This window comes from Streptomyces sp. NPDC111628, from assembly GCF_055635195.1.
Map to the genome: position 1 here is coordinate 980,635 of NZ_JBVKBZ010000001.1, position 18,221 is coordinate 998,855.

General features: G+C 72.2%; 17 protein-coding genes. 8 read left to right on the forward strand and 9 right to left on the reverse strand.

What is annotated here, in order from left to right; genetic code table 11:
• Positions 1 to 43: 43 nt before the first annotated feature.
• Positions 44 to 1,075 (reverse strand): class II fructose-bisphosphatase, encoded by a 1,032-nt coding sequence (glpX, locus tag ACZ7MF_RS04880; RefSeq protein WP_471474534.1) that lies wholly within the window; start codon positions 1,073 to 1,075, stop codon positions 44 to 46.
• A gap of 135 nt (positions 1,076 to 1,210) precedes the next feature.
• Here glpX and ACZ7MF_RS04885 point away from each other — a divergent pair, with 135 nt between their 5' ends.
• On the forward strand, positions 1,211 to 1,735 hold the full coding sequence (locus ACZ7MF_RS04885) for a DUF4245 domain-containing protein (protein ID WP_471475194.1): 525 nt from the start codon (positions 1,211 to 1,213) through the stop codon (positions 1,733 to 1,735).
• 118 nt (positions 1,736 to 1,853) lie between these two features.
• On the opposite strand, the gene ACZ7MF_RS04890 is transcribed toward ACZ7MF_RS04885, so the two are convergent.
• Positions 1,854 to 2,444: a malonic semialdehyde reductase gene (locus tag ACZ7MF_RS04890; protein ID WP_471474535.1), complete on the reverse strand. Its 591-nt coding sequence runs from the start codon at positions 2,442 to 2,444 to the stop codon at positions 1,854 to 1,856.
• A gap of 276 nt (positions 2,445 to 2,720) precedes the next feature.
• Between ACZ7MF_RS04890 and ACZ7MF_RS04895 the strand changes: the two genes are divergently transcribed.
• The 4 genes from ACZ7MF_RS04895 to ACZ7MF_RS04910 all read left to right on the forward strand — a co-directional run bounded on the left by ACZ7MF_RS04895 (position 2,721) and on the right by ACZ7MF_RS04910 (position 7,426).
• The gene (locus ACZ7MF_RS04895) at positions 2,721 to 3,995 is read left to right on the forward strand and encodes a nucleotide sugar dehydrogenase (RefSeq protein ID WP_471474536.1); all 1,275 of its coding nucleotides are present in this window, start codon (positions 2,721 to 2,723) and stop codon (positions 3,993 to 3,995) included.
• Entirely contained in the window at positions 3,992 to 5,455 is a 1,464-nt protein-coding gene (locus tag ACZ7MF_RS04900; RefSeq protein ID WP_471474537.1) for a glycosyltransferase family 2 protein, read from the forward strand. The genes ACZ7MF_RS04895 and ACZ7MF_RS04900 overlap by 4 nt, the downstream gene beginning before the upstream one ends.
• Positions 5,456 to 5,555: 100 nt before the next feature.
• On the forward strand, positions 5,556 to 7,088 hold the full coding sequence (locus ACZ7MF_RS04905) for a polysaccharide deacetylase family protein (protein WP_471474538.1): 1,533 nt from the start codon (positions 5,556 to 5,558) through the stop codon (positions 7,086 to 7,088).
• A 122-nt stretch (positions 7,089 to 7,210) separates the two neighbouring features.
• Complete coding sequence (locus ACZ7MF_RS04910; RefSeq protein ID WP_471474540.1) at positions 7,211 to 7,426, forward strand: DUF4287 domain-containing protein; 216 nt, start codon at positions 7,211 to 7,213, stop codon at positions 7,424 to 7,426.
• A gap of 16 nt (positions 7,427 to 7,442) precedes the next feature.
• Here the strand turns inward: ACZ7MF_RS04910 and ACZ7MF_RS04915 are convergent, their stop codons facing one another.
• From ACZ7MF_RS04915 to ACZ7MF_RS04925, 3 genes are all read right to left on the reverse strand, one after another.
• Positions 7,443 to 7,709, reverse strand: coding sequence for an exodeoxyribonuclease VII small subunit (locus ACZ7MF_RS04915; RefSeq protein ID WP_471474541.1), 267 nt, complete (start codon positions 7,707 to 7,709; stop codon positions 7,443 to 7,445).
• 9 nt (positions 7,710 to 7,718) lie between these two features.
• Positions 7,719 to 8,927, reverse strand: a complete 1,209-nt coding sequence (gene xseA, locus ACZ7MF_RS04920; RefSeq protein ID WP_471474542.1) for an exodeoxyribonuclease VII large subunit — start codon at positions 8,925 to 8,927, stop codon at positions 7,719 to 7,721.
• Between the two features lie 322 nt (positions 8,928 to 9,249).
• A complete protein-coding gene (locus ACZ7MF_RS04925) occupies positions 9,250 to 10,632 on the reverse strand; it encodes an APC family permease (RefSeq protein ID WP_471474544.1) in 1,383 nt (460 codons plus the stop codon).
• A 142-nt stretch (positions 10,633 to 10,774) separates the two neighbouring features.
• On the opposite strand from ACZ7MF_RS04925, the gene ACZ7MF_RS04930 reads away from it, so the two are divergent.
• Entirely contained in the window at positions 10,775 to 11,791 is a 1,017-nt protein-coding gene (locus tag ACZ7MF_RS04930) for a 4-hydroxy-3-methylbut-2-enyl diphosphate reductase (RefSeq protein ID WP_471474545.1), read from the forward strand.
• A gap of 53 nt (positions 11,792 to 11,844) precedes the next feature.
• Positions 11,845 to 12,585: a polyphosphate--glucose phosphotransferase gene (gene ppgK, locus ACZ7MF_RS04935; protein ID WP_471474546.1), complete on the forward strand. Its 741-nt coding sequence runs from the start codon at positions 11,845 to 11,847 to the stop codon at positions 12,583 to 12,585.
• 10 nt (positions 12,586 to 12,595) lie between these two features.
• On the opposite strand, the gene ACZ7MF_RS04940 is transcribed toward ppgK, so the two are convergent.
• Positions 12,596 to 13,198: a DUF6542 domain-containing protein gene (locus ACZ7MF_RS04940; RefSeq protein ID WP_471474547.1), complete on the reverse strand. Its 603-nt coding sequence runs from the start codon at positions 13,196 to 13,198 to the stop codon at positions 12,596 to 12,598.
• Positions 13,199 to 13,381: 183 nt separating this feature from the next.
• On the opposite strand from ACZ7MF_RS04940, the gene ychF reads away from it, so the two are divergent.
• Positions 13,382 to 14,470 (forward strand): redox-regulated ATPase YchF, encoded by a 1,089-nt coding sequence (gene ychF, locus ACZ7MF_RS04945; protein ID WP_471474548.1) that lies wholly within the window; start codon positions 13,382 to 13,384, stop codon positions 14,468 to 14,470.
• A 134-nt stretch (positions 14,471 to 14,604) separates the two neighbouring features.
• Here ychF and ACZ7MF_RS04950 read toward each other — a convergent pair whose 3' ends face one another.
• From ACZ7MF_RS04950 to ACZ7MF_RS04960, 3 genes are all read right to left on the reverse strand, one after another.
• Positions 14,605 to 14,868: a type II toxin-antitoxin system RelE family toxin gene (locus tag ACZ7MF_RS04950; RefSeq protein WP_032763468.1), complete on the reverse strand. Its 264-nt coding sequence runs from the start codon at positions 14,866 to 14,868 to the stop codon at positions 14,605 to 14,607.
• On the reverse strand, positions 14,861 to 15,130 hold the full coding sequence (locus ACZ7MF_RS04955) for a type II toxin-antitoxin system Phd/YefM family antitoxin (RefSeq protein ID WP_471474549.1): 270 nt from the start codon (positions 15,128 to 15,130) through the stop codon (positions 14,861 to 14,863). The genes ACZ7MF_RS04950 and ACZ7MF_RS04955 overlap by 8 nt, the downstream gene beginning before the upstream one ends.
• 158 nt (positions 15,131 to 15,288) lie before the next feature.
• The gene (locus ACZ7MF_RS04960; RefSeq protein ID WP_471474550.1) at positions 15,289 to 18,162 is read right to left on the reverse strand and encodes a helix-turn-helix transcriptional regulator; all 2,874 of its coding nucleotides are present in this window, start codon (positions 18,160 to 18,162) and stop codon (positions 15,289 to 15,291) included.
• Positions 18,163 to 18,221: the final 59 nt, after the last annotated feature.

Genomic DNA, 18,221 nt, shown 5'->3' on the forward strand with positions numbered 1-18,221 from the left:
CAGGCACCCCCAACTCAATGGGCGCCCCGCGAAACCGACGGAGTCACTTCGCCCGGTCGAAATCCACCGCGCTGTACGCCCGCAGCTTGCTCAGCCGGTGCTCGGAGTCGATCCGCCGCACCGTCCCCGACTTGGACCGCATCACGATCGAGTCGGTCGTCGCCGTCTCCGACCGGTACCGCACCCCGCGCAGCAACTCGCCGTCGGTGATGCCGGTCGCGACGAAGAAGACGTTGTCCCCGGAGACCAGGTCGTCGGTGGTCAGCACCCGCTCCAGGTCGTGCCCGGCGTCGACCGCGCGCTGCCGCTCCTCGTCGTCCTTGGGCCACAGCTTGCCCTGGATGGTGCCGCCCAGGCACTTCACGGCGCACGCCGAGATGATGCCCTCCGGCGTGCCGCCGATGCCGAGCAGCAGGTCGATGCCGGTGCCCTCGCGCAGGGCGAGGATGGAGCCGGCCACGTCGCCGTCGGAGATCAGCTTGATCCGGGCGCCGGTCTCCCGGACCTCCTTGATGAGGCCCTGGTGCCGCGGCCGGTCGAGGATGACGACCGTGACGTCTTCCGGCGTGCGCCGCTTGGCCTTGGCGATCCGGCGGATGTTCACGGCGACGGGCGCGTTGATGTCGACGAAGTCGGCGGCCTCGGGGCCCGTGACCAGCTTGTCCATGTAGAAGACCGCGGACGGGTCGAACATGGAGCCGCGCTCGGCCGCGGCCAGCACCGCGATCGCGTTGGTCATGCCGTTGGCGGTCAGCGTGGTGCCGTCGATCGGGTCGACGGCGATGTCGACCTCGGCCCCGGTGCCGTCGCCGACCCGCTCCCCGTTGAAGAGCATCGGGGCCTCGTCCTTCTCGCCCTCGCCGATGACGACGACGCCGTTCATCGAGACGGTGTGGACGAGGGTCCGCATGGCGCGCACCGCGGCACCGTCGGCGCCGTTCTTGTCACCGCGCCCGACCCAGCGGCCCGCGGCCATCGCCGCGGCCTCGGTGACCCGCACGAGCTCCATGGCGAGGTTGCGGTCGGGGGCCTCCGAGGGGACGTCCAGCTCGGACGGGAGATGATGCTCGGTCATCGGAACGCACCTTTCTGATACGACGACGGCCGGATGAGGGTATGGCCACGACTCTATCGTCAGTCCGACAAAATGAGCAGGGGACCCCACGTTTGAGCGGAGCGGGCACCTGCGACGATAGGGGGCGTGGCAGGTATGAAAGGCAAGCAGAAGTCGGCCCGGGACATGATTCTGTCCCTCGGGGTCATCGTCCTCGCGGCGGGCGTGATCTGGATCTTCATCCCGCACGACGACGGTGAACCGGACGTCAAGCGGGTCGACTACCGGGTCGAGCTGCTGACCGCGCAGCGCGCCGCGTCGTACCCGGTGGCGGCGCCCGAGGGGCTGTCCGAGGACTGGAAGCCGACCTCCGTCCGCTTCCGCGGCGACGACTCCGACGCCTGGCACCTGGGGTTCCGGGCCCCGGACGGCGAGTACGTGGCGGTCGAGCAGTCCACGAAGAAGCCGTCCACGTTCATCCACGACGCCAGCGAGGGCGGGCAGGCGACCGAGCGGACCGAGGAGATCGGCGGCCGGACCTGGACGCGGTACACGGGCGGCCGGTACGACGCCCTGGTGCTGGACGGCACCGGCGACATGAAGGGCGCGACGACGGTCGTGGCCGGCACCGGGTCGTTCGAGCAGCTCGGCAAGATGGCGGCGGCCCTGAAGCTGGCCTGACCGGCCACCGACCACCGGCCGCGCGGCCCGGCCCGCACACCACGACGCACCACGACGCACCACGACGAAGCCCCCGGCAGCTCGCCGGGGGCTTCGTCGTGGTGCGGTGCCGTGCGCCTCAGACCGTGGTGACGACCTGGTCGTAGGCCAGCCGCGGGGAGCGCGGGAACCAGGCGTCCGGGCCCGGACGGCCGATGTTGACGACCATCAGCGGGGTGTGGTCGTCGTCCAGGAACTCCTTGCGCACGCCCTCGAAGTCGAGACCGGTCATCGGCCCGGCGGCCAGACCCGCGGCGCGGACGCCGACGATGAAGTACGCGGCCTGAAGAGCGGCGTTCAGCGTGGCCGCGCCCTCGCGGACCGGGCGCTCGCTGAAGAAGGCGTCCTTCGCGGCCGGGAAGTGCGGGAAGAGTTCGGGGAGCTCCTCGTGGAACTCGTTGTCCGCCGACAGGATCGCGACCAGCGGGGCGGTGGCGGTCTTGGGCTGGTTGCCCTCGGCCATGTGCTGCACCAGGCGCTCGCGGGCCTCGGGGGAGCGGACCAGCGTGATGCGCAGCGGCGACTGGTTGAAGGCGGTCGGGCCGTACTTGACCAGGTCGTAGATGGCCTGCACCTGCTCGTCGGTCACGGGCTCGTCGGTGAAGGTGTTCGCGGTGCGGGCCTCGCGGAACAGCAGGTCCTGGGCGGCGGGGTCAAGAACGAGAGACATGCGTGAACTTTCTCCGGGGGGATGCGTCGGCTCCGCGCGGCCGTGGGGACCGGGAGCCGTTGACGACGACGACACTACGGCAAAGAAGTTCAAGCTTCAACCAAAAGAGGATTGCGGTGATCCGCTTCACACAGCCGCACGAGTGAAGGGCCCCTGGCGTGTGCTGCGGCACGTGTGTCGGGGGAGTGGGGCTTCCGTGGGGTGCGCCTATATGACGATGTGAAATTCGAGCCAGATCTTCCGAAGAATGATGTATCCGGACCAACCGTCGCGGTCGTGGGACTCGGCTACGTCGGACTCCCCACCGCACTCGCCCTCCGCGACGCGGGCGCCACCGTCATCGGCATCGACAGCAGCCCGGACCGGCTGCGGGACATCGCCCGCGGAGCCGTGGACCTGCTCCCGCTGCACCATGCCCAGCTGGCCTGCGCCTCGGCCGGCGACGGCTTCCGTCTCACCTCCGACGCCACGGCCGTGCGCGCCGCGGACGCCGTGGTCATCTGTGTGCCGACCCCGGTCGACGCCCGGCGCGAGCCCGACCTGACCGCCTTGTCCGCCGCCTGCGCCTCGGTGGTGGAGCACGCCGTGGCCGGTCAGCTGATCGTGCTCACCTCCACCAGCTACGTGGGCACCACCCGGGACCTCCTGGTCGAACCGCTGCGGGCCCGGGGGCTCACCGCCGACGAGGACGTGTACGTGGCCTTCGCCCCCGAGCGCATCGACCCCGGCAACGAAGACCACACCCCCGAACGCACCCCACGCCTGGTCGGCGGCGCGGGACCGCACAGCAGCCGCGCGGCCGCGACCCTGCTGGCCCCGACGGCCTCCGTCGTCCGGACGGTCCCCGACCCCGAGACCGCCGAGATGGCCAAGCTCTGGGAGAACACCTACCGTGCCGTCAACATCGCCCTGGCCAACGAACTCGCGGACGCCTGCCACTCGCTCGGCCTGGCACCGGCCCCCGTGATCGAGGCCGCGGCGACCAAGCCGTACGGCTTCATGCCCTTCTACCCCGGTCCCGGCGTCGGCGGTCACTGCATCCCCTGCGACCCGCACTACCTGCTGTGGCAGCTGGGCAAGGCCCGGCAGCAGGCGCCGTTGGTCGCCACCGCGCTCGCGGCCAACAGCGGCCGCCCCACGCGGATCACCGAGCGTGCTCTGGACCTGCTGGCGAAAGCCGCCGTCCCACCGCGGGACGCCCGTGTCCTGCTGATCGGCGTCGCCTACAAGGAGGGCGTGGCGGACGTCCGCGAGAGCCCCGCTCTGGAGATCCTCGCCGGGCTCGCCCGAGCCGGCGCGGGCGTCGCCTACTGCGACCCCCTGGTGCCCTCCCTCCGCGTCGGCGCGGACACGCTGCACCACGTACCGGACCCGCACACCCGCCCCTGGGACCTGGTCGTCCTGCACACCGTCCATCCCGTGCACGACCTGACCTGGCTGTGCGCCGCCGAAGCCCCGCCCGTCCTGGACACCCGGCAGCGCGGCCGCCTCGCCGGGGCGGCGGAGCGGGCCGGGACCGGCGTCCCTCCCGCCGCCGAGGTCACCGCATGACCGTCCTGCGCCCCGGACCCGGCCCGGGCACCCCGGTCCGCACCGGCGTCCGCCACCGGGTGGGCGGCCGCCTCGACGCCCTGGAGGCCGGCGTCCGCCGCGACGTCGTACGGCTGCTCACCCTGCTCGCCCTGCTGCCCCTCCTCCTGCTGCTGGCCCGCAGCGCTGTCCGCCTGCCGCACGCCTTCGACCCGCTCACGCTCTACGGCATGACCGTGCTGGCCGGCACCGTCTGCCTGCTCCACTTCGCCTACAGCCGCTACGACGACCCGGCCCTACGCCCCCTGCGCGGCCGCCCGCGCCACGCCGAGGCCTTCCCGGCGCTCCCCGCGCGGCCCCGGGTGAGCTTCCTGATGGCCGTGCGCAACGAACGCGCGCACATCGAGGCCTGCGTGCGCTCCATGGCCGCCGTCGACTACCCGGACCTGCAACTCGTCGTGGTCGACGACGCCTCCGACGACGGCACGCCGGACGTCCTGGAACGCCTCGCCCAGGAGCTGCCGCTCACCCTCATCAGGCTGGAGGAGAACCTCGGCAAGAAGGGGGCGCTGGTCCGCGCCTGCGCCGTCGCCGACGGGGACGTCCTGCTGTTCACCGACTCCGACTGCGTCGTCGCACCGGACGCCGTACGGCACTGCGTCACCGCCCTGGTCCGGCACCCGCACCTGGGCGCGGTCGGCGGACACTGCCGGGCGCTCAACACCGACGCCGGACTGCTGGCCCGTATCCAGGACATCTGGTACGAGGGGCAGTTCCGGATCAGCAAGGCCGCCGAGGCCGCCGTCGGCTCGGTGACCTGCGTCTCCGGACCGCTCGCCGCCTTCCGCCGCGAGGCGGTCTACAACTACCTGCCCGCCTGGGCCGAGGACCGCTTCCTCGGCGCCCCCTTCCGCTTCGCCACCGACCGCCAGCTCACCGGCTACGTCCTGGGCCAGGCCTGGCACGGCCGCGCGCTCAAGGAGCGGCACGCCGACTCCCCCTTCGTCCGTGAGCAGGACTACCCCGAGCTGCGCTGGGAGGTCGGCTACACCCGCTCCGCCCGGGTCTGGACCCGGGTGCCGTCCCGGCCCTCCTCCTTCCTGCGCCAGCAGATCCGGTGGAAGAAGAGCTTCATCAGGAACCTGTTCTTCACCGGGCGCTTCATGTGGCGCCGGGGCCCGGCCGCCGCCGCGCTGTACTACGGGCACGCCCTGTGGGTGATCGCGGCACCGGCCCTGGTCGTACGGCACCTGGTGTGGGCCCCGCTGCACCTGGCCGGCCTGCTGACCCTGCTCTACCTGGGCGGGGTCGTCCTCAAGGGGTGCGTCTGGGGCCTCGCCTACCGCCTCGACCACCCGGGCGACCGCGCCTGGCGCTGCCGCCCCGTGATGAGCCTGCTGTCCTGCTGCGTACTGGCCTGGCTGCTGCCGTACGCCCTGCTCACGCTGCGCCGGAACGTCTGGGCGAGGAGCGCCGCATGAGGATCCTGCTGCGCGGGCTGGGCCGCTCGCTCGCCGTCGGCCTCACGTTCGCCGTCATCGCCCTGGTCTACCTGTTCGTCATCACCCGGGGACGGTGGACGTGACGCGCGACGGTTCCCCGGGAAACCGGCTCCGGCGGCCCCTGCTGCGCGCCGCCCTCGGACTGCTCACGGCGGCCGTCGTGGCGCTGCCGTTCACCGTGGCCTGGCACTACGACGCCGCCCGGCGCGCGGTCGCCGAACAGGCCGCCCCGCCCGCGTCCGGTGCCGCCGGTGCCTGGGCCGGCGCCGAGGCGACGCCCGCCGGGGGCGCGCCGGTCGTCCTCGCCTACCACGACGTCGGCCCCGACGGCCGCAGCCGCTACACCGTCTCCCCGGAGCGCTTCGACGCCCAGCTGCGTGCCCTGCGCGAGGCCGGCTACCGCACCCTGTCCACCCGGGAGTTCACCGGCTTCCTGCACGGCGACCGCCTCCCCGGCCCGCGCACCGTCTACCTCACCTTCGACGACGGCACGCACGGACTGTGGACGCACGCCGACCCGGTCCTGGCCAGACACGGCATGAAGGCGGCGGCCTACCTGATCACCGGACAGGTGGGCACCCACCGGCCGTACTACCTCTCCTGGGCCGAGATCGCACGGATGGCCCGGTCCGGGCGCTGGGACTTCCAGGCCCACACCCACCTCAGCCACGAACGCGCCGCGGTGGACGCCGCCGGACACGAGCGCTCGGCGTTCACCAACCGGCTGTGGCTGGCGGACGAAGCGCGCGTCGAGACCCCCGACGAGTACCGGCGCCGGATCGCGGCGGACCTGGACCGGTCGGTCCGCGACCTCGTGGCACACGACCTGCCCCGGCCCCGGCTGTTCGCCTACCCGTTCTCGGAACGGCTGGCCGCATCCAATCTGGGCGCGCACGGTGCCGAGACCCTGCGTTCCATGCTGCGCGCGCGCTTCACGGCCACCCTCACCAACAGCTCGGCGCGGCCCTTGCCGGCCGGACCGCGCGCGGCCGCGGCCGGACAGGTGCAACGGCTGGAGGTCACCAGGGACACCACCCCGGCCGGACTCCTGCGCGAACTGGCCCGCTGGACGCCGGTGGCCCCGTCCGACGCCGACCGGCCGCTGTCCCACCCGGAGCACTGGCAGACGACCGGCGACACCGGGCGGACCGGGCCGGGGGCGCTCACCGGCGACGGCCGCCCCCCGGACGGCACGGACTACGTCTCGGCCGCCTACCGCCCGCTGGCCACCGCCGACTGGAACACCTACCGGCTGCGCGCCACCGCCGACGGGCTGCACGGCACCTCCAACGGCGTCGGCATCACCGTACGCGTGGGCAGCGAGCACCCGGTGGCGCTCTCCGTCGGCCACCACACGGCGAGCCTCACCACGAGCGGGCCCAAGGGCACCGGCGACCGGCGGACCTGCCGGCTCGGCCCCGCCGCCAAGCACCGGATCACCGTGTCGGTGACACCCCGGCAGGTGCGGGTGAGTATCGACGGCGCGCCCTGCACCGCGGTCCGCGCCGGCCGGTGGCGGGCGGCGGAGGGGTCGGGAGGCTTCTCGCTCAGCGCGCGCAACGAGAGGCCGGAACAGGGGTGGCCCCGCTTCACCTCGCTGAGGGTCGAGTGAGGTGAATCATAGGAGGTCGGCGATCATTTCCCTCGCCGACCGCGGTCCTGCAGACACATCACCACTCGTACCTCGTACCTCGTATCTAGTACTCGTACCTCGTACACAGGGAGCGCATCGACATGACCGCCACCGTGAAGGGTCCCGCCAGCTACTTCCCGTCCATCGAGAAGAAGTACGGCCGCCCGGTCGCGGAGTGGAAGGACCTCATCCGCTCCTCGCCGCTCACCAAGCACATGGAACTCGTCGCCTGGCTCAAGACCGAGCACGGCCTGGGCCACGGACACGCCAACGCGCTCGTCGCACACACGCTGGCCGAGGACACGGCGAAGGGGTAGGGCAGGCCAGCAGGCCCTAGGAGGCCCCGCCGCCCTCGCCGGAGGTTCCGTCCTCCGGGTCCGTCTCCTCGGCCAGTGCCGCGTCCAGGCGGGCCCGGGCGCCGTCCAGCCGGCGGCGGCACACCTTCGCCAGCTCCTCGCCCCGCTCCCACAGGGCGAGGGACTCCTCCAGCGTCGTACCGCCGGCCTCCAGCCGCCGGACGACCTCGATCAGCTCGTCCCGCGCCTGCTCGTACCCGAGCGCCTCGGACATCGCCGTCGGCTGCTCCACCTCGCTGGTCATCCACCCACCCTATGCGTCGACTCGTACGGAGAAATCGCCCTCGGAGACCCGGGCGCGCAGCGTCTCGCCCGGCTCCACCTCGCCGGGGTCGCGGACCGCGTGGCCGTCGGCCCGCTGGAGCACCGCGTACCCACGCTTGAGGGTCGCGGCGGGGGAGAGGGCCACCACGCGCGCGTGCGTGTGCGTCAGCTCGGAGTCGGCCCGGTCGAGGTGGTGCCGCAGCGAACGGCGCCCCCGGTCCAGCAGCGCCGTCACCTGCTCGGCCCGCTCCTCGATCATCCGGTGCGGATCCTGTATCGACGGCCGGGCCAGCGCGTGGGCCAGCCCGCGCTCCTCGCGGTCGACGAACGCCGCCACACACCGTCGGGCGCGGTCCCGCAGCAGCCGTACCCGCTCGTACTCCTCGCCGACGTCCGGCACGACCTTCTTCGCGGCGTCGGTCGGCGTGGAGGCGCGCAGGTCGGCCACCAGGTCGAGCAGCGGGCTGTCCGGCTCGTGGCCGATCGCCGAGACGACCGGCGTGCGACAGGCGGCGACCGCCCGCACCAGCTGCTCGTCGGAGAACGGCAGCAGGTCCTCCACACTGCCGCCGCCTCGCGCGACGACGATCACGTCCACGTCGTCCAGCGCGTCCAGCTCCTTCACCGCCTGCACCACCTGCGGCACCGCGTGCACGCCCTGCACCGGGACGTTGCGCACCTCGAAGCGGACGGCGGGCCAGCGGTGCCGGGCGTTCTCCAGGACGTCCCGCTCGGCCGCGGACGCCCGCCCGCACACCAGGCCGATCAGCTGCGGCAGAAACGGCAGCGGCTTCTTCCGCTCGGCCGCGAACAGCCCCTCGCGCGCGAGCGTCTTCTTCAGCTGCTCCAGCCGCGCCAGCAGCTCACCGACGCCCACCGGCTTGATCTCGGCGGCCCGCAGCGACAGCTGCCCCCGCGGCGCGTACCACTCCGGCTTGGCGTGCACGACCACCCGGGCGCCCTCGCCGACCACGTCCGCCACGGCGTCGAACACCTGCCGGTAACAGGTCACGCTCACGGAGATGTCGTACGACGGGTCGCGCAGCGTCAGGAACACCACACCGGCGCCCGGCCGCCGCGACAACTGGGTGATCTGTCCCTCGACCCAGACCGCGCCGAGCCGGTCGATCCAGCCCCCGATCAGCCGGGACACCTCGCCCACGGGCAGCGGACTTTCGGGGGTCGAGTTGGCAGCCATGCGCCCGAGCGTAACGGCCGGGTCCGACAATCCGGCCCCTGCGAGCCCGTCCCCCTCATCCGCCGACCGACCGCCCAAGCGACCCCTGCCCGCCGCGACCTCCCTGCCCCGCCGTTCCTGCGGCCCCTGGCCCTTCAGCTCGCGCCGCGCTCGTGTCGCCGTGTCTGTGGGGCCTGGGGCCCTGGCCTCTCAGCTCGCGCCGCGCCTGTGTCCCGGCGTCCGTCGGTCCTTCGGGCCCCGCCCGTGCGCCGCGCCGAGCCCGTGTCCGTGCGGGCCCGGCGTCTCAGTCGCGCCGAGCCGGTGTGCACGCGCGGCCCCCGCCTCACGCTCCCGCCGTCTCCGCGTCCCGCCGCCCCCTCCACTGCACCGCCAGCACCACCAGACCCACCGCCAGCCAGATCACCCCGACCACCTGGGCCGTCCCCGACGCCTCCACGATCACCGCGATCGTGATCGCCGCGCCGAGCACCGGCACCAGCAGATGCCGCCACCAGCTCACCCGGCCCCCGCCGCGCCGCACCACGAACCAGCCCACCACGCTCGCGTGCAACAGCGTGAACGCGGTCAGCGCGCCGACGTCGACCACCGAGACCAGGTGGTCGAGACCGTCGTCCCGGCGGGCCGCCCACACCGCCGCCGCCATCGTGATCACCGCCGACACCAGCAGCGCCACGCGCGGCACCCCGGCATCCGTCCGCGACAAGGCCCCCGGCAGCCGCCGGTCGCGGCCCATCGCGAACAGCAGCCGCCCGGCGGCCGCCTGCCCGGCCAGCGCCGCGAACGCCGCACCGATCGCCTTGCTCACCGCCACCAGGTCGTGCAGCCACGTGCCCACCGACGCGTCCACGGCGTCGTAGAACGCCGACCCCTGCCGCTCCGGCTCCGCCGCCAGCTGCGCCGACGACACCGGCTCCAGCAGCGCCACCAGGTACGTCTGCGCCACGAACAGCACACCCGCCAGCGCCAGGCAGAACAACAGCGCCCGCGCGACCTTCGCCGACCCGCCCGTGACCTCCTCGGCGAACGTGGCGATCGCGTCGAAGCCCAGGTACGACAGCACCGCCACCGACACCGCCCCGACCACCGCCGACAGTGCGAACGCCCCCTGCGTGCCGTCCCCCGACAGCGGCGACAGCCAGTCGCGCTCGGCCCCGTCCTGCGCCAGGACCACGATCGCCGTCGCCACGAAGACGATCAGTACGACGATCTCCATGACGAGCACCAGGAACCCCACCCGGGCCGCCGTCCGCACCCCCCACAGGTTCAGCAGCGTCGTGACGACCACCGCGATCGCCGTCCACACCCACCGCGACACCTCGGGGACCAGCGCCTCCATCGCGATGCCGGAGAACAGGTACGCCACCGCGGGGATGAGGATGTAGTCCAGCATCGCCATCCACCCGGCGATGAACCCGGCGCCCTTGCCGAGCCCCGCGCGCGCGTAGGCGAACACCGACCCCGCCTGCGGGACCACCCGCACCATCTGCGCGTAGCTGAATGCGGTGAACGCCATCGCGACCGTGGCGACGAGGTAGACGAGGGCGACCGCACCGTGCGACTTGGCGTCCAGCGTGCCGAACACGCCGACCGGCGCCATGGGCGCGATGAACAGCAGCCCGTAGACGACCAGGTCCCTGAAGCCCAGGCTGCGCCTCAGCTGCTGTTCCTCACCGGCCCCCGGGGCCGTCGTACCGCTCTGCGCCATGGTGCCTCCGCCAGTGCCTCGGTCTCCGCCCCGGTTTCCGCTTCGCGCTTCCGCTTCGGGGCTCCGCCTCGGAACGTTCCCGCCAGTCTCCCCGGCAACGCCGCACCCACGCGATCTTTGACCCGCCGAACGCGGCCTTACGATGGGTGCCATGACTGCTTCGCCTGGCCGCCGTGTCCTGCTCGCCGCCCCCCGTGGCTACTGCGCGGGTGTGGACCGCGCCGTGATCGCCGTCGAGAAAGCCCTGGAGCAGTACGGCGCTCCGGTGTACGTCCGGCACGAGATCGTCCACAACAAGTACGTCGTCCAGACCCTGGAGAAGAAGGGCGCGATCTTCGTCGAGCGGACGGAGGAGGTCCCCGAGGGGAACATCGTGATGTTCTCCGCGCACGGTGTGGCGCCCGTGGTCCACGAGGAGGCCGAGCGCGGCCGCCTGGCCACCATCGACGCCACCTGCCCGCTCGTCACCAAGGTCCACAAGGAAGCCGTCCGCTTCGCGAGCGACGACTACGACATCCTGCTGATCGGCCACGAGGGCCACGAGGAGGTCATCGGCACCTCCGGCGAGGCCCCCGACCACATCCAGCTCGTCGACGGGCCCGAAGACGCCGCGAAGGTGGAGGTCCGCGACCCGTCGAAGGTGGTCTGGCTCTCCCAGACCACCCTCTCCGTCGACGAGACCATGGAGACGGTCGACGCCCTCAAGGACAAGTTCCCGCAGCTCATCTCCCCGCCGAGCGACGACATCTGCTACGCCACGCAGAACCGTCAGCTCGCGGTGAAGCAGATGGGTGCCGAGGCCGAGCTGGTGATCGTCGTCGGCTCCCGCAACTCCTCCAACTCCAAGCGCCTGGTCGAGGTCGCCGTGCAGGCCGGCTCCCGCGCGGCGTACCTGGTGGACTTCGCCGACGAGATCGACGAGTCCTGGCTGGACGGCGTCACCACGGTCGGCGTCACCTCCGGCGCCTCCGTCCCCGACGTGCTGGTCGAGCAGGTCCTGGAATGGCTGTCGCAGCGCGGCTTCGAGGACGTGGAGATCGTCAAGGCCGCCGAGGAGTCGATCATCTTCTCGCTGCCCAAGGAGCTGCGCCGCGATCTGCGCGAGGAGGCGGCGTCCCTGGTGGCGGAGCGGGGCGGCTCCGGGACGGCGGGGGCCTGACCGGCCGGGCGACCGCCTGGGTGACCGTCAGTCGTCCGTCGTAACGTAGGGCCATGCAGATCTTCGGCGTGGACATCGGCGGATCCGGGATCAAGGGCGCCCCTGTGGACCTCGACAGGGGTGACCTGGTCCAGGAGCGCTGCAAGGTGCTGACCCCGCACCCGGCCACCCCCGACGGCGTGGCCGACGGGGTCAAGCAGGTCGTCGAGCACTTCGGCTGGACCGGACGGGTCGGCCTCACCTTCCCGGGCGTGGTGACGGGCGGCGCGACGGTGCGCACCGCGGCCAACGTCGACAAGAGCTGGGTGGACACCGACGCGCGGGCGCTGTTCGGCGAGCGGCTGGGCGGGCTCGAGGTGACGGTCGTCAACGACGCGGACGCGGCGGGTGTCGCGGAGATGCACTTCGGAGCCGGCCGCGGCCGCAAGGGCACGGTCGTCCTGCTCACCTTCGGCACCGGCATCGGCAGCGCGGTGTTCACCGACGGCCTCCTGGTCCCCAACACCGAGCTGGGCCACCTGGAGCTGGACGGTCACGACGCGGAGAAGCGCGCCTCCAGCAAGGTCAAGGACGACCACGACATGTCGTGGGAGCACTGGGCCCACCGCGTCCAGAAGTACCTCGCGCACGTCGAGATGCTGTTCTCGCCGGAGCTCTTCATCATCGGCGGCGGCGTCAGCCGCAAGTCCCAGAAGTTCCTGCCCCACATCGAGGGCATCCGGGCGGAGATCGTCCCCGCCCAGTTGCAGAACAACGCGGGGATCGTGGGCGCGGCGATGCGCGCGGCGGGCTGAGCGGGAGCGGTCACGCGGGGGGCCGGTTCCGGGCGGCGGCGGCCCGTCGCCGCATCAGCCGGATCCGGCGGACGATCACGGTCGACCCGGCGACCAGCGTCCCGCCGTACAGCCACCCGGCCTCGGTGGCCAACGCGGTCACGATCCCCATCAGCCGTCCGCCGAGACCGCCGTCCCCGCCCTCCGCCACGGGCACCAGGCCCACGGCGAAGGCGATCGGCACGACGACGGGGGCGGTCAGCAGGTCGCCCCGGCGCACCCAGAGCGCGGTGAGCAGACTCACCGGCACGAACAGCACCCCGTACGCGGTGAGGGAAGCGCCGAACAGCAGCTCGTCGAGGAAGCCCAGCAGGGTCATCACGGCCGCGCAGAACAGGCCGCTGCCCAGCCCCGTCAACCGCGGATTGGGCATCCCGCGCAGGGCACGCACCGCCCTCGCCACCGGCGAACCCGCTTGTGCGGCCGGCCGCACCGGTTCCGTGCGCTGTCCCACCGGCCGCCCGACCCGTCCCGCAGGCGGCCGCGCGGCGGCGCCACCCCGCCCCTGCGAGGGCAGCGGCGCCCGGCTTCGTCGCGGTCCGTACTGGGCAGGTCGCGTCCTGTGTTGCTCCACTGGACCAACTTAGGTCGGTTTATGTGCCGAATAGGCCGACAGACACGCCGTCGGGCGCGCCTTGGCCAAGCGTTCGACTCCGAGCGGGTCCGGCTCGGCACACCCCGTAGACTGGTGGATCGGCGCTGCCTGGCCCGCCGCATCCCACCCGCCCTCCGCATCTCACGTACGGGAAGTCGCAACGTGTCGCTCACGATCGGAATCGTCGGTCTGCCGAATGTCGGCAAGTCGACCCTGTTCAACGCCCTGACCAAGAACGACGTGCTCGCGGCCAACTACCCGTTCGCCACGATCGAGCCCAACGTCGGCGTCGTGGGCGTCCCCGACCCCCGCCTGACGAAGCTGGCCGAGATCTTCTCCTCCGAGAAGATCCTCCCGGCCACGGTCGACTTCGTCGACATCGCGGGCATCGTGCGCGGCGCGAGCGAGGGCGAGGGCCTGGGCAACAAGTTCCTGGCCAACATCCGCGAGTCCGACGCGATCTGCCAGGTCATCCGCGCCTTCAAGGACGAGAACGTCGTGCACGTCGACGGCAAGGTCTCGCCGAAGGACGACATCGAGACGATCAACACCGAGCTGATCCTCGCCGACCTCCAGACCATCGAGAAGGTCCTCCCGCGCCTCCAGAAGGAGTCGCGCATCAAGAAGGACGTCGCTCCCAAGGTCAAGGCGGTCGAGGAGGCCAAGGACATCCTGGAGAAGGGCGACACCCTCTTCTCCCAGGGCATCCTCCAGGGCAGCGAGCGCGCGGAGCTCCTCCACGACCTCCACCTCCTCACCACGAAGCCCTTCCTCTACGTCTTCAACGTCGACGAGGACGAGCTGACCGACGACGACTTCAAGAACGAGCAGCGCGACCTGGTCGCCCCCGCCGAGGCGATCTTCCTCAACGCCAAGCTGGAGGCGGACCTCGCCGAGCTGGACGAGGACGAGGCCCTCGAACTCCTCCAGTCCGTCGGCCAGGACGAGCCCGGCCTCGCCACCCTCGCCCACGTCGGCTTCCGCACCCTCGGCCTCCAGACCTACCTGACGGCCGGCCCCAAGGAATCCCGCGCCTGGACCATCAAGAAGGGCGCCACCGCCCCCGAGGCCGCCGGTGTCATCCACACCGACTTCCAGAAGGGCTTCATCAAGGCGGAGGTCATCTCCTTCGACGACCTGGTCGAAACGGGCTCGGTCGCAGAGGCCCGCGCGAAGGGCAAGGCCCGCATGGAGGGCAAGGAGTACGTGATGCGGGACGGGGATGTGGTGGAGTTCCGGTTCAACGTGTGAGTGGATGAAATAACACCACGTCGCTGATCCGGCAAACATGCAGATCAGAAGGGGCCGGGCTCTCACAAGCCCGGCCCCTTCGTCGATCCCGTGCTGGATCGGTGCTGGATTCTCTGACCCGATGTCAGGAGTGCTCAGGTGTCGTAGACGGTGGAGCGATGCCCGACGTGTACGACCCAGACCACCAGCTCGCCGTTGTCGATCGTGTAGATCACGCGGTAGTCGCCTACCCGTAGGCGGCGCCGGTCAGGCTGGGAGACGAGGGCCGTGGTGTTGAACCCCAGTGGGTCGCTCTCCAGCTCCGTCAGCTTGGCCAGAATGCGGAGAGCCATGTCTCGCGGGACCTTGCGGAGCTCGGCCTGAGCCTCGGGGCGGAAGACGGTGCGGTACTCACTCACCGCGTGCCAGCGTCTCCCTCATGATGTCCTCGATCGGGATGCCGGATGCCGGATTGGCCATGCGCTCGTCGATGATCCGGTTGATCTCACGTTCTTCCCACTCCTGGTACTTCCGGAGCACGTCGATGGACACCACGGCAGCCACCTCCTTGCCTCGGCGCGTGATCACCGTGGGTACGTCGTCGCGGTCGGCCCGCTCCACAACCTCGGCCAGGTGTGCCCGGACATCGCGGATTGACTCTATGGGCAGCGACTGTGTCATGCGCCCAAAGGTACCGGGTGTCGCATGTGTACACAACGGCAGGCCGCTCGAGGGCGTGCTGGATGCCTCACTACCGTGCTGGATCTGTGCTGGATCGGATCCCCAGAAGACACGTTTTCGCAGATGGGAGCGTTGCGGTGGGCGTTCCGGTATACCGTCTAGTCGGTGAGCTGTTGCCGCTGCGTCGACCCGGTGCCCGGCATGGTGCCCGCGAGGAGGTCGCGCAGTTGGGCGCGGGCGGTGATGCCCAGTTTGGGGAAGACGCGGTAGAGGTGTGAGCCGACCGTGCGGGGGGAGAGGTACAGCTTCTCCCCGATCTCGCGGTTCGTCAGGCCGTGGGCCGCGAGCTGGACGATCTGCTGCTGCTGAGGGCTGAGTTCGGTGAGGGCACCGGGGGCGGCGGTGTTCGCCTCGATGCCGGCGGCTCGCAGTTCTGCCTTCGTGCGGTCGATCCACGGCCGGGCGCCGAGCCGACGGAACGTGTCGAGCGCTCCGGTCAGCAGCGGGCGGGCCGCCGCCACACGACGCTGCCGGCGCAGCCACTCTCCGTAGTCCAGCCGGGTCTGTGCCCGCTCGAAGGGCCACTGCTCGCCCGCCTCACCCGCCAGCGCCGCCCGGAAGTGGCGTTCGGCATGCTCCGGTTCGGCGAGCAGGGCGCGGCCTCGCTCGACCAGGGAGAAGACCCGGGCCGACACCCCTGTGCCCAGGCGCCCCGCCGAACGCTCCAGCAGTTTCGCGGCGTGTTGGCGCTGTCCTCGGCGGACGGCCGCCGCGGCGAGTTCGGCCAGGACGGTGGGCGAGACGTGGTAGTGGACCGGGTCTCCGTCCTCGGTGAAGGCGGCGCGGAACTGCGCGTACGCGCTGTCGTAGTCGCCCTCGGCCACCGCCGCCAGCCCCAGGGCACGGCGGGCGAAGACCGCGACGGAACGGCTCTCCAGGGGATCGACGAGGGCCAGCGCCCGCTCGGCGTTGCCGCGTGCCTCGGCCGGTTCGCCGAGCAACGCCAGCACGGTCGCGTCGAGGGTGCGTGCGCACGCCTCGGCGTGATCCAGTCCGGCCTGCGAGGCCACCTCCGCGATCTCGGCGGCCACCGAGCGGGCCTCGGCCCAGCGGCCCTGCTCCAGATAGGCCCAGCCGGCGGCGCAGGCCAGACCGGCCGGCAGTGGGCCTTGGGCCTGCCAACGGCCGAACGCCTCGTCGAAGGTCCTGGCGGCGAGCGGGGTCCGGTCGAGGAGCCAGGCCACGACGGCGAGCGCCGTCAGTGATCCGGCCTCGTCCCTGGCCGCGGCGATCAGCCGGGGCAGCGCCGGGGCGAGGGACGCTCCCGCGCCGGCGGGATCGGAGACGGCCAGCGTCCAGGCGCGCAGCGCACCGCCTGCGGGAGAGTCCGGCACCTCGGAGAGCAGGTTCTCGATGCGCTGCCGCTGGGACTCCTCGCCCGAGTAGTAGCGGACCACCGCCGCCGCGGCGAGCGCGTCCAGCAGGTGGGGCGACCGGGTGGCCGCCGCCTCGTCGGCGACGCGCGACAGCAGCGCGAAGGCGGCCGTGTGGTGCGAACCCATGGTCATGAGCTGTCCGGTCGCCAGCGCGGCCCGGCCGATCAGCGCCGGGTCGTCACTGCGCTCCCGGACCCCGGCGGCCAGGCGTTCCACCCAGCCGAGCTGACCCGTGAAGACGGCCGTCTCCGCGGCGTCGGCCAGCAGCCGCGCCTGGTCCGCGCGGTGCGGGCTGAGTTCCGCGGCGCGCTCCAGAGCGGCGGCGGCGGCCGCGTGGCCGCCCCGGCGCCCGGCCCGGCCCGCTGTTTCCCGCAAGGCCGCCGACACCTGCTCGTCGGGCCGTACGGCCGCGGCGGCGAGGTGCCAGGCGCGGCGGTCGGGCTCCTCGCCCAGCAGCTGGGCGAGAGCGAGGTGGGCACGCCTGCGCTGCTCGAAGGGCGCGGCGTGGTAGACCGCCGAGCGGACGAGCGGGTGGCGGAAGGAGACCCCGGCGCCGTCCCGCCGTACGAGACCGGCCTGTTCGGCGGGCATCCACACCGGGTCGTCGGCCTCGGGCAGGCCCCGTGCGGCCACCGGGGTGTCCGCCGCGTCGGTGGCGGCGAGCGACAGCAGGGCGCGGCGGGTGGCTTCCGGCAGGCGCCGCATGTGGCCCGCGAAGATCCCTTCCAGCCGGTCGGTGACGGGCAGCGGGCCCTCCACTGCGCTGCCCTGCGGTTGTCTGTTCGCCGCGGCGCGGGCGAGTTCGACCAGGGCCAGCGGATTGCCCGCCGCCTCCTGCAGGATCCGGACCCGGGTACGGCCGGTGGGCCGCTTCGGCTGACCGTCGAGCAGCCGGTTCGCCGCGTCACCGCTCAACGGCCCGATCTCCAGGCGTTCGTAGCCCTTGTCGAACCCGGGCAGCAGGGCCGCGGCACGCACGCCCATCAGCAGTGTCACGGGCTCGCTGTCCATGCGCCGGGCCAGGAAGGAGAGGACGTCCAGCGACGCGCGGTCGATCCACTGGGCGTCGTCGACCACCACGAGCAGCGGTGCCGGTTCCGACGGGTCCGACGAATCCGACAGGTCTGACAGGTCTGACAGGTCTGACAGGTCCGAGAACAGGGTCAGGACCGCCAGGCCGACGAGCAGGGTGTCGGCGGTATCAGCGCGTTCGGCGTCTTCGGTCAGTCCCAGGGCTGTCCGGAGCGCGGAGCGCTGGCGGGCCGGGAGGCCGTCCAGGTCGCCGAGCACCGGGCGGAGCAGTTGGTGCAGACCGGCGAACGCGAGGGGCGCCTCGGACTCGCTGCCCACCGCCCTCAGTACCCGATGGCCGGCATCGCGTGTCCGCCGCACGGCGAGGTCGAGCAGGACGCTCTTGCCGGCGCCGGGGTCGCCTTCGACGATCAGTACCGAGCCGTGGGACCGGCCGGCGGCGATGCGACCTCTGATCTCCGCGATCTCGGTTTCCCGGCCCACCACGGTCGGACCGGGGCCCACGGTCGGACCGGGGCCCACGGGCGAGCCGTGGCCCGCTCGAGCGCGTTCACCATTCTTCACGGACGCTCCAGGAACTGAGACAGCCCTGACGGCAACGTGGCAGTGCCGCGGCCGTATTC

What these genes read in the sequence shown, in the direction of transcription:
- ACZ7MF_RS04900 (WP_471474537.1), top strand. Translation starts at nt 3,992, where the DNA reads ATGACCGTCCTGCGCCCCGGACCCGGCCCGGGCACCCCGGTCCGCACC.
- xseA (WP_471474542.1), bottom strand. Translation starts at nt 8,927, where the DNA reads ATGGCTGCCAACTCGACCCCCGAAAGTCCGCTGCCCGTGGGCGAGGTG.
- ACZ7MF_RS04925 (WP_471474544.1), bottom strand. Translation starts at nt 10,632, where the DNA reads ATGGCGCAGAGCGGTACGACGGCCCCGGGGGCCGGTGAGGAACAGCAG.
- glpX (WP_471474534.1), bottom strand. Translation starts at nt 1,075, where the DNA reads ATGACCGAGCATCATCTCCCGTCCGAGCTGGACGTCCCCTCGGAGGCC.
- ACZ7MF_RS04930 (WP_471474545.1), top strand. Translation starts at nt 10,775, where the DNA reads ATGGGTGCCATGACTGCTTCGCCTGGCCGCCGTGTCCTGCTCGCCGCC.
- ACZ7MF_RS04955 (WP_471474549.1), bottom strand. Translation starts at nt 15,130, where the DNA reads ATGACACAGTCGCTGCCCATAGAGTCAATCCGCGATGTCCGGGCACAC.
- ppgK (WP_471474546.1), top strand. Translation starts at nt 11,845, where the DNA reads ATGCAGATCTTCGGCGTGGACATCGGCGGATCCGGGATCAAGGGCGCC.
- ACZ7MF_RS04890 (WP_471474535.1), bottom strand. Translation starts at nt 2,444, where the DNA reads ATGTCTCTCGTTCTTGACCCCGCCGCCCAGGACCTGCTGTTCCGCGAG.
- ACZ7MF_RS04910 (WP_471474540.1), top strand. Translation starts at nt 7,211, where the DNA reads ATGACCGCCACCGTGAAGGGTCCCGCCAGCTACTTCCCGTCCATCGAG.
- ACZ7MF_RS04885 (WP_471475194.1), top strand. Translation starts at nt 1,211, where the DNA reads ATGAAAGGCAAGCAGAAGTCGGCCCGGGACATGATTCTGTCCCTCGGG.
- ACZ7MF_RS04915 (WP_471474541.1), bottom strand. Translation starts at nt 7,709, where the DNA reads ATGACCAGCGAGGTGGAGCAGCCGACGGCGATGTCCGAGGCGCTCGGG.